The organism is Thioalkalivibrio sulfidiphilus HL-EbGr7, assembly GCF_000021985.1.
Classification (GTDB): Bacteria; Pseudomonadota; Gammaproteobacteria; order Ectothiorhodospirales; family Ectothiorhodospiraceae; genus Thioalkalivibrio_A; species Thioalkalivibrio_A sulfidiphilus.
The window spans coordinates 1,227,125-1,239,183 of sequence record NC_011901.1 but is presented as its reverse complement, the minus strand read 5'-3'; the positions used below and the strand labels follow the sequence as shown (position 1 = coordinate 1,239,183).

Genomic DNA, 12,059 nt, shown 5'->3' with positions numbered 1-12,059 from the left:
AACGAAATCAACAACAGCGACCCATCATGACCACGCTCTACGGCATCAAGAACTGCGACACCGTGAAGAAGGCCCGCAAGTGGCTGGAAGCACGCGGTGTCGAGTACCGTTTCCACGACTTCCGCGCCGACGGCCTGGAGGCGAAACAGATCCACGCCTGGATCAAGGCGGTGGGCTGGGAGACCCTGCTCAACCGCCGCGGCACCACCTGGCGCAAGCTGCCGGAAGCGGTGCGCGAAGGCATCGACGAAAAACGCGCCGCCGCCCTGATGCTGGAACAACCCACCCTCATCAAGCGCCCGGTGGTGGAACACGGCAAGCAGGTGCTGGTGGGATTCGATCCGGATGTCTACGCCAAACTCTGATCAACTTCGCCCCATAGACAATGAAAACCACGGACAGGATTTACATGATTGACAGGATTTTTAGTTCTTTAATCATGTCCATCATGTAAATCCTGTCAGATCCATATCGTTCCTGATCATCCTGTCCATTCATCTTCTTCCGACGAAACCACTGCTTCGAGAAACGACCCGAATGTCCGACACCCTCGACCTCGCCCAGGAACTCATCCGCCGCCGCTCCGTGACACCTGAGGATGCCGGCTGCCAGCAGCTCATCGCCGAGCGCCTGGCGCCGCTCGGCTTCGAGGCACACCACCTGCGCTTCGAGGACGTGGACAACCTCTGGCTGCGCCGGGGCAGCGAGGGGCCGGTGCTGGCCTTCGCGGGCCACACCGACGTGGTGCCCACCGGCCCCGTTGAGAAGTGGTCCTCGGATCCCTTCCAGCCGCAGATCCGCAACGGCCAGCTCTACGGCCGCGGCGCTGCGGACATGAAGAGTTCCATCGCGGCGTTTGTCATCGCCTGCGAGGCCTTTCTCAAGGATCACCCGGATCACAAGGGCTCCATCGCCCTGCTCATCACCTCCGACGAGGAGGGCCCGTCGGTGAACGGCACGGTGAAGGTGGTGGAGTGGCTGGAGGCGCGAGGCGAGAAGATCACCTGGGCCCTGGTGGGCGAACCCTCCAGTACCGAGCGCCTGGGTGACGTGATCAAGAACGGCCGCCGCGGCTCCCTGTCGGGGGTGCTGCGTGTGCGCGGCCAGCAGGGCCACGTGGCCTATCCGCACCTGGCCGACAACCCGGTGCACCGGGCCCTGCCGGCACTCGCCGAACTGGCGGCCATCCAGTGGGATGAGGGCAATGAACACTTCCCGCCCACCTCCTTCCAGATCTCCAACATCCACGCCGGCACCGGTGCGGAGAACGTCATCCCCGGCGAGCTGGAGGTGATGTTCAACCTGCGCTTCTCCACGGAGCAGACCGATGAAGGCATCCGCACTCGCGTGCACGCGGTGCTCGATGCCCATGGCCTGGACTATGAACTCAGCTGGCGACTCTCCGGCCACCCCTTCCTCACCGCCGAGGGGGAACTGGTGGAGGCGGCCAGCGCCGCCATCCGCGAGGTCATGGGGCTCGACACAGAGCTCTCCACCGCCGGCGGCACCTCCGACGGGCGCTTCATCGCCCCCACCGGCGCCCAGGTGGTGGAACTGGGGCCCTTGAACGCCAGCATCCACAAGATCGACGAACACGTGCGCATCGAGGATCTCGACGCCCTGTCACGCATCTACACCGGCATCCTCAAGCGCCTGCTGGTGGAGTGAACCCGGCTTTTGCGCACCCGGCCCGGCCCAGGCCGGGCGAGTGTGTTACAACTTCGGTGCATCGCATTCAGCAGCCCGACACCAGACCCTAGGAGCCCCGATGACCCTGCATCTCAGCCTCGCCCCCCTGCTGGCCCTGATCGCCGGCATCCTGATCCTCATCCGGCCCAAGCTGCTCAGCCTGATCGTGGCCATCTACCTGATCGCCATCGGCATCATCGGCCTGCTCAACATCCGCATCTAGTGTCATCGCTCGGTCTTGAGGACATCCGCGCCGCCGCCGCGCGCATCGCGCCCCATGCCCGGCGCACGCCGGTGCAGACCTGCGCGAGCCTGGACGACTGGCTGGGGGCGCGCATATTCCTCAAGTGCGAGCACCTGCAGCGGGCCGGGGCCTTCAAGTTCCGGGGCGCCTGCAACGCGGTGCTCTCGCTCTCCGATGAGGAAGCCGCCCGGGGCGTGGCCACCCACACCTCCGGCAACCACGGCCAGGCCCTGGCCCTGGCGGCGCGCCTGCGCGGCATTCCCGCCCACATCGTCATGCCCCATGACGTGCCCAGAGTAAAACAGGCGGCGGTGCGGGGCTATGGCGGCGTGATCCGCCACTGCGAACCGGGCACCCGCAACCGGGAGCAGGCCCTGGCGGCCTGGGTGGCCGAGACCGGAGCCACGCTGGTCCACCCTTACAACGATGCGCGCATCATCGCCGGCCAGGGCACCGCCGCCCTGGAACTGCTGGAAGAGATCCCGGACCTGGACGTGGTCATGGCCCCGGTGAGCGGCGGCGGCCTGCTGGGCGGCACCGCGCTGGCCGCCCGGGGCCTGAAGCCGGGCATCCGTGTCATCGGCGCCGAACCCGCCGGCGCCGATGATGCCATCCGCTCCCTGGCGGCGGGCCGGATCATCCCCGGCGAACATCCCCAGACCATCGCCGATGGTCTGCGCGGCAACCTGGGCGATCTCACCTTCCCCCTCCTGCGCGAGCACGTGGAGCGCATCCTGCCCGCCTCCGAGGCGGGCATCATCGAGGCCATGCGCCTTGTCTGGGAACGGGCCAAGCAGGTGATCGAGCCCTCCGCCGCCGTGCCCCTGGCCGCCCTGCGGGAACAGGGCGAGGCCCTGCGGGGACTGCGCATCGGCGTCATCCTCTCCGGCGGCAACGTGGACCTGGACCATCTGCCCTGGCGGCAGCCCCCCACCCGCTGACGGTTCAGGGTGTGTTCAGCCACGGGGCGTAGGCTGACACCCTGTCCCGGTGCGCCTGACGCCGGGCAGTGCTGTCACAGGTCCCGGATGGTGATGCACATCCGGGTGAACGGACCCGGCATGAGGGGGTCCGAACAAACATGGGGCCTCGCCGCCCCGGTCCCGCCCACGAGGAGGACCCGATCATGAACACCCATCGCCGATCCCCGGCTGCCTGGCTTTCGGCATGCCTGCTGGCCCTGCTCCTGGGCCTCTCCCCCGCCCACGCCCAGGGCCAGGAGACCTACAGCAAGGCCGAGCTGGCCTCCCTGCTCGCGCCCATCGCCCTGTACCCCGATGCCCTGCTGTCCCAGATCCTGATGGCCTCCACCTATCCCCTGGAGGTGGTGGAGGCGGCGCGCTGGTCGCGGCGCAACCCGGGGCTCGAGGGCAGCGCCGCCGTGGACGCCGTGGCGGACATGGACTGGGATCCCAGCGTCAAGGCCCTGGTGGCCTTCCCCCGGGTGATCCAGCAGATGAGCGATGACCTCACCTGGACCCGGCAGGTGGGCGACGCCTTCCTGCTCCAGGAGGAGGACGTGGCCGACATGGTCCAGGAACTGCGCCAGAGAGCCTACGACGCCGGCCACCTGGAGGATCGGGAACACGTCCGGGTGGTGCGCGAGCGGGAGGTCATCTACATCGAACCGGCCAGCCCGCGGGTCGTGTACGTGCCCTACTACCAGCCCACCATCGTCTACGGCGGCTGGTGGTGGCCCGCCTACGCCCCGGTCTACTGGGGACCGCCCTACGGCTATTCCGTGAGCATCGGCATCACCTGGGTGAGCGGCGTGCCCGTGTCCCGCAGCTTCTTCTACAGCGGCTTCAACTGGACCCATCGCCACGTGGTGATCATCCACCACTACGACTACCGCACCCGCCACTACGTGCCCGCCGGCCACCGCTGGCGCCACGACCCCTGGCACCGCCGCGGCGTGGCCTACCGGCATCACGCGGTGCACCAGCGTTATGGCGAGAGCCATTACAGCCAACGCAGCCGTGCCGAGCGCCCGGGCGGCCTCAGCGTGCCCCACGACAGCCGCCGCTCCGACTGGCAGGGGCGCAGGGACGTGGAACGCAGCCGCGACGGCTCGGGCCCCGCGCGACTCGCACCCCGCAGCGAGGAGCAGCAGGCCCGCTCCCGGGACTGGCGCACGGACAGCGACCGCCCCCGCACCGAGCGCAGCCGCGAGGCATCCGGTCCCGCGCGTCCGGCACCCCGCAGCGAAGACCATCAGGCCCGCTCCCGTGACTGGCGTACGGACGCAGAGCGTCCTCGCACCGAACACCGCCGGGAAGCCCAGACCGGGCAACGCCCGAGCCTGGGCTCAGCCCCCGGCCGGGACACCGAGCAATGGCGCCAGCAGCGCCGCAGTGGCGATGCCACCGCCCAGGCACCCCGGGAGCGGACCCGCACGGGTCCGGTCACCGACGACACCCGGCGCAGCATCAACAGCCGGGAACTCCATCAAGGCCACAGCGACCGGATCCGCGAGGGCTGGAGCCGGGAGGGCCAGAACCGTCCCCGGCAGGAGGCGCAGCAGCCATCCCGGCCGGCCTGGAACGCCAACGGTGAAACCGGTCGCGCACAGGTCCCGCGCAGCCCGCAGGGCGAACGCGACGGCGGCTGGCGTGGCCAGGGCGGCAACCGGGACCCCGGCTGGCAGGGCGGGCGTCGGGACGGTAACCTCGGCAGAGGCGATGCCGCCCCGCAGCCCGGATTCCGAGCCGGACAGCCCCGGGGAGAGGGCCGCCACAGCTTCGCCCGCTAGCCTGGCCGGGATTTCTCACCGGGCTGCGGACCCATGAACCCCAAATGACGGGAATGTGATTCGTGCCCCGACGACCGAGCCTGTGCCTCGCGCTGCTCCTGCTCTTCAGCCTGCCCCATGCCGTTCTCGCCGACTTCAGCCTGGACCTGCCGGACGGCGAGCGCCTGGACGTGCGCGTCTGGGGCGAGGACAACACCGGCCCCCTGTTCGTCTGGCTCATCAACCAGTACGGCGAGACCGAAGGGCCCCACAACCTGGCCCGGCGTCTGGCCGAGCGCAATGCCACGGTCTGGCAGGTGGACCTGCTGGACTCCCTGCTGCTTCAGCGCAGCAACGAGGTGGTGCGCAACCTGGACGGCGCACCGGTGGCGGCCTTGTTGCACGAGGCCGTGGACAGCGGCCGCGGACCCATCGTGGTCACCACCTGCGACCGCATGACCGTGCCCCTGCTGCGGGGCCTGCGGGCCTGGCAGGAAGAGGCCACCGACATGAACGCCGTGGCCGGCGGCATCCTGTTCTTCCCCAACCTCTACCGGGGCACCCCGGTGGCCGGCGAGGAGCCGGAGCTGCTGGGCATCGTCTCCGCCACCAACATGCCGCTCGCCATCCTGCAGCCGGAACTGGGCACCAACCGCCCGCGCCTGGAGGCGCTGCTGGCCACCCTGCACCGGGCCGGCAGCCCCGCCTACGGCTGGCTGGTGGACAGCGTGCGGGACTACTACCTGCTGCGCTCCGTCGAGCCCGAAGCGGTGGAACTGGAGGCCATGGGCGGCCCGATCCCCTTCGACGTGACCCGCGCCATCCTGGACACCCCCACCCAGCTGCTGGCGGCCACCCGGCTGCTGGCCCAGACCCCGCGCCCGGACCGTCCCGCGCCCCTGGACGAGGAGGCCGAGGCGCCGGTGCTGCCGGCCTTTGGCCTGGTGGAACGGCCGGCCTACGACCCGCCCGGCTATGACCTGGTGGATGCCCGGGGCGTGCGCCATCAGCACACCGAGAGCCTGGGGCGGGTCACCCTGGTGAACTTCTGGGCCACCTGGTGCCCGCCCTGCGTGCACGAGATCCCGTCCATGAACCGCCTGGCCGCCGCCTACCCGGAAGACGAGTTCGCCATCGTCTCCATCAACTTCCGGGAATCCCCGGCGCACGTTCTGAACTTCATGGAAGACGTGAACGTGGACTTCCCCGTGCTCATGGACGAGGACGGCGCGGTCTCGGGCGAGTGGCGGGTATTCGCCTTCCCCAGCTCCTTCCTGCTGGACCGCCAGGGTCGGGTGCGCTACTCGGTGAACACGGCCATCGAGTGGGATACAGACGAGGTGCGGGAGGTCATCGACCGGCTGAGGGCCGAGGATACTTATTGACGACCAAGCTGATTCATCAGCTATATTCAGATCAATGTAATGTGACAGAATACCGAATAACCATTCATCAATAACGGCTATAGAGGCCAGTGCCGGCGCAACCGAACCCGGAGCGCAGGGCCGTGGTGAACAACTGTGCGCTGCGCTAGCCGCATCCGCCCAGCATGAGGTCTAGCATGGTCGATAGCCCATCCTCCCCCGACGTGAGCTTCCGCCAGCAACGCCTGCTGGAGTCCACGCGCCTTATTCCGTGGGAATTCGATCTGCGAGAGCAGCGTTTCACCTACATCGGTCCCCAGATCGAACCCCTGCTCGGCTATCCCGTCGAGGCCTGGTATGAACCCGGATTCTGGCCCCGGCACATACACCCCGATGACCAGTCCTGGGTGCCGGACTTCTGCCTGCAGGCCGCCCACGATGGTCAGGACCACGAATTCGAATACCGCATGCTCGACAGCCAGGGGCGCTGCATCTGGCTCAGGGACCTGGTCAACGTGGTCAGCGATGCCTCCGGCCCTGTCATCCTGCAGGGCTATCTGCTGGACATCACCGAGGAGAAACGCGCCCAGGACGTGATGGAGGCCCTGGCCCGCGCGAGCAGCGTACTGGATACGGAGGACTTCCTGCACAACTGCGTGCGTGATCTGGCCCGGGCCTACGACGCCCGCTATGCCTTCATCGGCCTGCTCAAACCCGGCCAGGCCGAAGTCATGACCCTGGCCGTGTGGGCCGGCGACCGGCTGGCGAATAATTTCGAGTATGACTTGGAAGGCACCCCCTGCAAGGACGTCCTGGACCTGAAGAAGGAACTCATCCCGCGGGATGCGAGCCGCCTCTATCCCAGCGACACCCTGCTCGCTGACATGGGCGTGGAAAGCTATTTCGGCGCACCCCTGATCGCCTCCTCGGGCAAGATGCTGGGCCTGGTGTCGGTAATGGACACCCGTCCCATGGAACTGACCCGCTGGACTGCCCCCATGCTGGGGGTGTTCGCCACCCGCATCAGCGTGGAACTGGAACGCAAGTTCGCCACCGAACGCCTGCAGGAACTGAACCAGCGCCTGGAGGAGCGGGTACGGCAGCGCACCGACGACCTGGAGGCCTTCACCTATTCCGTCTCCCATGATCTGCGCGCACCTCTGCGATCCATCAAGGGCTTTGCCCTGGCCCTGCACGAGGACCTGGCGGGTCAATTGAACGACCAGGCCCAGGACTATCTCGGTCGCATCCACCAGGGCGCGGTGCGCATGAACGAACTGATCGACGACCTGCTGGAGCTGTCCCGGCTCACGCGCACCACCATGCACACGGAGAGCCTGTTGCTGGACACCCTGGCCCAGGAAGTGGCAGAGGAGCTTTTGAACCGGCACCAGGGTCCTGCCCCTGAACTGCACATCGCCACCCGTGCCACCGTCCTGGCGGACCCGGGCCTGCTGCGCATCGCGCTCACCAACCTGCTGGAAAACGCCCTCAAGTACAGCCGGGACAGGGAATTGCCACGCATCGAACTCAACACCGACGAACACGCGGACGAACGGGTCTTCTGCGTGAGCGACAACGGCATCGGCTTCGACATGGCCCGTGCCGATAAGCTGTTCCAACCCTTTCAGCGCCTGGACAACGCCCGTGGCTACCCGGGCAGCGGCGTGGGCCTGGCCACCGTGGCCCGGGTCATACACCGCCACGGCGGGCGTATCTGGGCCGACGCGACCCCGGGCGAGGGAGCCCGCTTCTATTTCACCCTGGGCGAACCGGACGACGCATGGATTCCGTAGCCGCCCACCCCCTGCGCCTGTTGCTGGTGGAGGATTCCGAGAACGACGCTGTGCTGGTGTTGCGCGCGTTGCAGCGGGGAGGTTTTTCCCCGGACTGCACCCGGGTGGACAGCATCGAGCAACTGCAGACAGCCCTGGAGAGCGGGCACGCCTGGGACCTGATCATCACCGATCACAATCTGCCCGGCTTCGATTCCGGCCACTGCCTGCGCCTGGTCCGGGAACGGGATCAGGACATCCCTGTGATCATCGTCTCCGGCAGCATCGGCGAGGAGATCGCCGTCAGCGCCATGCGCAACGGTGCCCAGGACTACATCCTCAAGGACAACCTGTCCCGACTCGCCCCGGCCATAGACCGGGAACTGCGCGACCACGAGGTGCGCCGCCAAAACCGGCAGGCCCAGGAAGCCATCAACCACCTGGCCCTGCACGACTCGCTCACCGGCCTGATCAATCGCCATGGCTTCGAGACCCGGCTCAAGGAGGCGCTGGCCAAGGCCCGGCGGCAGCGTCCCAGCGCACTGCTCTACATCGACCTGGACCAGTTCAAGCTGGTCAACGACACCTGCGGGCACCAGGCCGGCGATGACCTGCTGCGACAATTGGCCAGCCTGTTGCAGATCCCGGTGCGGGAACACGACACCCTGGCCCGTCTGGGGGGTGATGAGTTCGGTGTGCTGCTGGACGAATGTACCCTCGAGCAGGCCGAACAGGTGGCCCGGCGCATGCTCTCCATCGTCAACGATTTTCGCTACACCTGGGGTGAGCACAATTTCCGCATCGGTGCCAGCATCGGGCTGACCCTGCTCGACGACCCTGATCTGTCGCTCTCCGATGTCATGCGCCATGCGGACATGGCCTGCTACGCGGCCAAGGACAAGGGACGAAACCGCGTCCACCTGTTCCGGGAAGACGATCGCACGCTCATGGCCCGGCACAGCGAGATGCAATGGACCGCGCGCATCAACGAGGCCCTGGAGCAGGATCGTTTCCTGCTCTACTACCAGGAAATCCATCCGCTCAAACCGGACACCGCCGGCCATTGCGAGATCCTGTTGCGCATGCTCGACCCGAGCGGTGAAGTGATCTCACCCTGGGCCTTCATCCCGGCGGCGGAACGCTACAACCTCATGCCCACCGTGGACCGCAAGGTACTGGAACTGACGCTGCCGCGCATACGCCAGCTGCTGAGGGAAGGACAAGTGCCGAAGGGTTACCGCTGGTTCATCAACCTGTCCGGCCTGACCCTGGGCGATGATGCGTTCCTGGCTCACGTCACCGAGCGCCTGAGAGAACATGCCATCCCACCCGAGGCGCTGGGTTTCGAGATCACGGAGACGGCCGTGATCGCCAACCTGGGCAATGCCGTTCGTTTCATCCAGCGGATGCGCGATCTCGGCTGCCACGTGGCCCTGGACGACTTCGGCACCGGCCTGAGTTCCTTCTCCTACCTGTCCAACATCCCTGCGGACTACATCAAGATCGACGGTGGATTCGTGCGCGACATGCACGAGAACGAGATGCACCAGGCCATCGTGGAGGCGATCAACCGCATCGGCCACGTGGCCGGACTGAGGACCATTGCGGAGTTCGTGGAGACGGAAGGGGTACGCCAGCGTCTGGCGCAACTGGGGGTGGATTATGCCCAGGGATACGGCATCGCCCGGCCCAGACCATTGCCGCACATCGCCCGGCAACCCTGAGCACTTGAGCTTCACGACCCGGAGAAGATCTGCGGGCGACAGCCGCCCGGGATCAGAAACCCCCGCGCCTCTGCTCGCCATTTGATGGCGGGCGGTTCGGGTACGGCCAGCGGGGACTGACCACGCCCAGGGACATGACGAACTTCAGACCGTCCTCCACGGACATGTCCAGCTCCACCACCTCGTCCCGGGGCACCAGGATGATGAAACCGGAGGTGGGGTTGGGCGTGGTGGGCACGAACACCGTCACCACCTCCTTGCTGGTGCGCGACTGCACCTCCCCCACCCCCACGCCGGTCTGGAAACCCAACGTCCAGATCCCCTTGCGCGGGTACTCGATCATCAGCACCTTGCGGAAGGAATCCCCGCCCGCCCCCAGCAGGGTCTCCATCACCTGCTTGACCGCCGAGTAGATGCTGCGCACCAGGGGAATGCGCTGCAGCACGCTCTCCCACAGGTCCACCAGCTTGCGGCCCAGCAGGTTGGCGGTGACCAGGCCTGTGACCAGCAGGATCACCGCCGCCAGCACCACCCCCAGGCCCGGGATCTTGAAGCCGAACAGGGCCTCGGGACGCCAGGCCGGGGGCAACAGCAGCAGGCTGTTGTCCATCAGGTCCACCAGGAACTTCACCACGAAGAAGGTGATGACCAGGGGCACCCAGACCACCAGACCGGTGATCAGGTACTTGCGCAGGGTGTGAAGCATCGGCCGGAGGACCCGGGCGGATCAGCTGGAAGTGGTGCCGCAAGCAGTAGTACCACAGCCGCCGCTGCCACAGGCCGGTGCCGAGGCCTTGCTTTCGCCGCCGCCATCCTTGAGGTTGCGCTGGTTCTTGCTCTTGAAGTCGGTCTCGTACCAGCCGCCGCCGCCGAGGCGGAAACCCGCCGCGGAGATCAGCTTGGACAGCTCCGGCTTGCCGCACTCGGGGCAGTCCCTGAGCGGTTCATCGCTGAACTTCTGGATGGCTTCGAGCCGATGACCACAGGCAGCGCATTCGTATTCGTAGATGGGCATTTTCAATCCCTCATCAAATCGGTCAATATTAAGAACCGATTATATGGGTGCGGTCCCGGGAAATTCCAATACTCCCTCCGCACCAAATTCACCCGAACACCAGGGAGTCCCCCATGGCGGACAAGATCGTCATCATGCTGCTCAACCTCAACCCGGACGTGCCCGGCACCCTGGGCGCCCCCTTCTTCCAGGCCACGGTGGCCGCCGCCATGGACCTGGAGGTGGAGATCTACTTCGCCGCCCGCACCACCCGGCTGCTGATCAAGGGCTATGCCGAGCAGATCCACCCCGGCGAGGCCAAGGAGAAGTCCGTGTACAGCTTCATGCAGGACGCCCACGAGGCCGGTGTGAAGTTCTACGCCTGCGCCGGCGCCATGGCGGAGCACGACCTCACACAGGAAAACGCCATCCCGGAACTGGACGGCATCCGCGGCGGCGGCGCCTTCGTGGGCGAGATCGTCGAGGACAACGTGGTCACCCTCACGTATTGAGCGTGAGGGCCTGCCCCTTACCCTCAACAGTTCACTTCCCACTTCCCAATTCACACTTCCCACTTCACCGTGAAACCCATCCTCATCACCGGCTGCTCCAGCGGCATCGGCCATTGCGTCGCCCGGGGTCTCAAGGACCGGGGTTACCGGGTGTTCGCCACCGCCCGCAAGGCGGAGGACGTGGACCGCCTGGCGGCCGAGGGCTTCGAGGCACTGCGACTGGACCTGGATGACAGCGCGAGCATCGCCGCCACCGTGGACACCGTGCTGGAACGCACCGGCGGCCGGCTCTATGGCCTGTTCAACAACGGCGCCTACGGCCAGCCGGGGGCGGTGGAGGACCTGACCCGGGCGGTGCTGCGGGCGCAGCTGGAGACCAACCTGCTGGGCTGGCTGGAGCTGACCAACCGGGTGCTGCCGGTGATGCGCGCAGCGGGCGAGGGGCGCATCATCCAGAACAGCTCCGTGCTGGGCCTGGTGGCCCTGCCGTTTCGCGGCGCCTACAACTGCTCCAAGTTCGCGCTGGAGGGGCTCACCGACACCCTGCGCCTGGAGCTGCAGGGTTCCGGCGTGCACGTGAGCCTGGTGGAGCCCGGCCCCATCGAGAGCCGCTTCCGGGCCAATGCGCATGCGGCATTCCAGAAGAACATCGACCGGGAACACAGCGTGTTCCGGGAACGCTACGCCGCCGCCGAACGGCGGCTCACCAGGCAGGGCCCCGCCGCCCCCTTCACCCTGCCCCCGGAGGCGGTGCTGAAGAAGGTCATCCACGCCCTGGAAAGCCCCCGCCCCCGGGCCCGCTACTACGTCACCTTCCCCACCTACCTGTTCGGCACCCTGCGCCGCCTGCTGCCCGCCGCCTGGCTGGACCGGGTGCTGTTGGCGGTTTCACGGCGGGAGAATCGGTGAACGGCCGGGGAAGAGTTGCCGCAGAGGCGCGGAGGCGCAGAGAAATGCAATGGACAGGATGAACAGGATTTTTCAGGATTGACAGAATCATAGCTTGGGCTTGAGTACCCTTATTTG

General features: G+C 66.9%; 12 protein-coding genes. 10 read left to right on the top strand and 2 right to left on the bottom strand.

All coding sequences use genetic code 11. From position 1 onward, the window contains the following. Nucleotides 1–26 precede the first annotated feature (26 nt). The 8 genes from TGR7_RS05760 (at nucleotide 27) to TGR7_RS05730 (ending at nucleotide 9,527) form a co-directional block, all read left to right on the top strand. The gene (locus tag TGR7_RS05760; protein WP_012637721.1) at nucleotides 27–365 is read left to right on the top strand and encodes an ArsC family reductase; all 339 of its coding nucleotides are present in this window, start codon (nucleotides 27–29) and stop codon (nucleotides 363–365) included. A gap of 172 nt (nucleotides 366–537) precedes the next feature. Continuing rightward, nucleotides 538–1,668: a succinyl-diaminopimelate desuccinylase gene (gene dapE / locus TGR7_RS05755; RefSeq protein WP_012637720.1), complete on the top strand. Its 1,131-nt coding sequence runs from the start codon at nucleotides 538–540 to the stop codon at nucleotides 1,666–1,668. Nucleotides 1,669–1,768: 100 nt separating this feature from the next. Then, the gene (locus tag TGR7_RS17030) at nucleotides 1,769–1,912 is read left to right on the top strand and encodes a DUF3096 domain-containing protein (RefSeq protein WP_012637719.1); all 144 of its coding nucleotides are present in this window, start codon (nucleotides 1,769–1,771) and stop codon (nucleotides 1,910–1,912) included. Continuing rightward, a complete protein-coding gene (locus TGR7_RS05750; RefSeq protein ID WP_012637718.1) occupies nucleotides 1,912–2,874 on the top strand; it encodes a pyridoxal-phosphate dependent enzyme in 963 nt (320 codons plus the stop codon). Before TGR7_RS17030 ends, TGR7_RS05750 begins: the two co-directional genes overlap by 1 nt. Before the next feature lie 185 nt (nucleotides 2,875–3,059). Further along, nucleotides 3,060–4,685, top strand: coding sequence for a DUF3300 domain-containing protein (locus TGR7_RS05745; protein WP_012637717.1), 1,626 nt, complete (start codon nucleotides 3,060–3,062; stop codon nucleotides 4,683–4,685). A 62-nt stretch (nucleotides 4,686–4,747) separates the two neighbouring features. After that, nucleotides 4,748–6,049: a TlpA family protein disulfide reductase gene (locus tag TGR7_RS05740; protein ID WP_012637716.1), complete on the top strand. Its 1,302-nt coding sequence runs from the start codon at nucleotides 4,748–4,750 to the stop codon at nucleotides 6,047–6,049. A gap of 176 nt (nucleotides 6,050–6,225) precedes the next feature. Next, on the top strand, nucleotides 6,226–7,824 hold the full coding sequence (locus TGR7_RS16750; RefSeq protein WP_012637715.1) for a sensor histidine kinase: 1,599 nt from the start codon (nucleotides 6,226–6,228) through the stop codon (nucleotides 7,822–7,824). Then, complete coding sequence (locus tag TGR7_RS05730) at nucleotides 7,812–9,527, top strand: GGDEF domain-containing response regulator (protein WP_012637714.1); 1,716 nt, start codon at nucleotides 7,812–7,814, stop codon at nucleotides 9,525–9,527. Before TGR7_RS16750 ends, TGR7_RS05730 begins: the two co-directional genes overlap by 13 nt. Nucleotides 9,528–9,579: 52 nt before the next feature. Here TGR7_RS05730 and TGR7_RS05725 read toward each other — a convergent pair whose 3' ends face one another. Further along, a complete protein-coding gene (locus TGR7_RS05725) occupies nucleotides 9,580–10,233 on the bottom strand; it encodes a DUF502 domain-containing protein (protein WP_012637713.1) in 654 nt (217 codons plus the stop codon). Nucleotides 10,234–10,254: 21 nt separating this feature from the next. Next, entirely contained in the window at nucleotides 10,255–10,542 is a 288-nt protein-coding gene (locus TGR7_RS05720) for an FmdB family zinc ribbon protein (RefSeq protein ID WP_012637712.1), read from the bottom strand. A gap of 113 nt (nucleotides 10,543–10,655) precedes the next feature. Between TGR7_RS05720 and TGR7_RS05715 the strand changes: the two genes are divergently transcribed. Together TGR7_RS05715 and TGR7_RS05710 are read left to right on the top strand one after the other, a co-directional pair. Then, nucleotides 10,656–11,033 (top strand): DsrE family protein, encoded by a 378-nt coding sequence (locus TGR7_RS05715; RefSeq protein ID WP_012637711.1) that lies wholly within the window; start codon nucleotides 10,656–10,658, stop codon nucleotides 11,031–11,033. A 69-nt stretch (nucleotides 11,034–11,102) separates the two neighbouring features. Continuing rightward, complete coding sequence (locus tag TGR7_RS05710) at nucleotides 11,103–11,942, top strand: SDR family oxidoreductase (protein ID WP_012637710.1); 840 nt, start codon at nucleotides 11,103–11,105, stop codon at nucleotides 11,940–11,942. Nucleotides 11,943–12,059 lie beyond the last annotated feature (117 nt).

Coding starts and splice junctions, on each gene's coding strand:
- TGR7_RS05760 (WP_012637721.1), top strand. CDS start 27: ATGACCACGCTCTACGGCATCAAGAACTGCGACACCGTGAAGAAGGCC.
- dapE (WP_012637720.1), top strand. CDS start 538: ATGTCCGACACCCTCGACCTCGCCCAGGAACTCATCCGCCGCCGCTCC.
- TGR7_RS17030 (WP_012637719.1), top strand. CDS start 1,769: ATGACCCTGCATCTCAGCCTCGCCCCCCTGCTGGCCCTGATCGCCGGC.
- TGR7_RS05745 (WP_012637717.1), top strand. CDS start 3,060: ATGAACACCCATCGCCGATCCCCGGCTGCCTGGCTTTCGGCATGCCTG.
- TGR7_RS16750 (WP_012637715.1), top strand. CDS start 6,226: ATGGTCGATAGCCCATCCTCCCCCGACGTGAGCTTCCGCCAGCAACGC.
- TGR7_RS05730 (WP_012637714.1), top strand. CDS start 7,812: ATGGATTCCGTAGCCGCCCACCCCCTGCGCCTGTTGCTGGTGGAGGAT.
- TGR7_RS05725 (WP_012637713.1), bottom strand. CDS start 10,233: ATGCTTCACACCCTGCGCAAGTACCTGATCACCGGTCTGGTGGTCTGG.
- TGR7_RS05720 (WP_012637712.1), bottom strand. CDS start 10,542: ATGCCCATCTACGAATACGAATGCGCTGCCTGTGGTCATCGGCTCGAA.
- TGR7_RS05715 (WP_012637711.1), top strand. CDS start 10,656: ATGGCGGACAAGATCGTCATCATGCTGCTCAACCTCAACCCGGACGTG.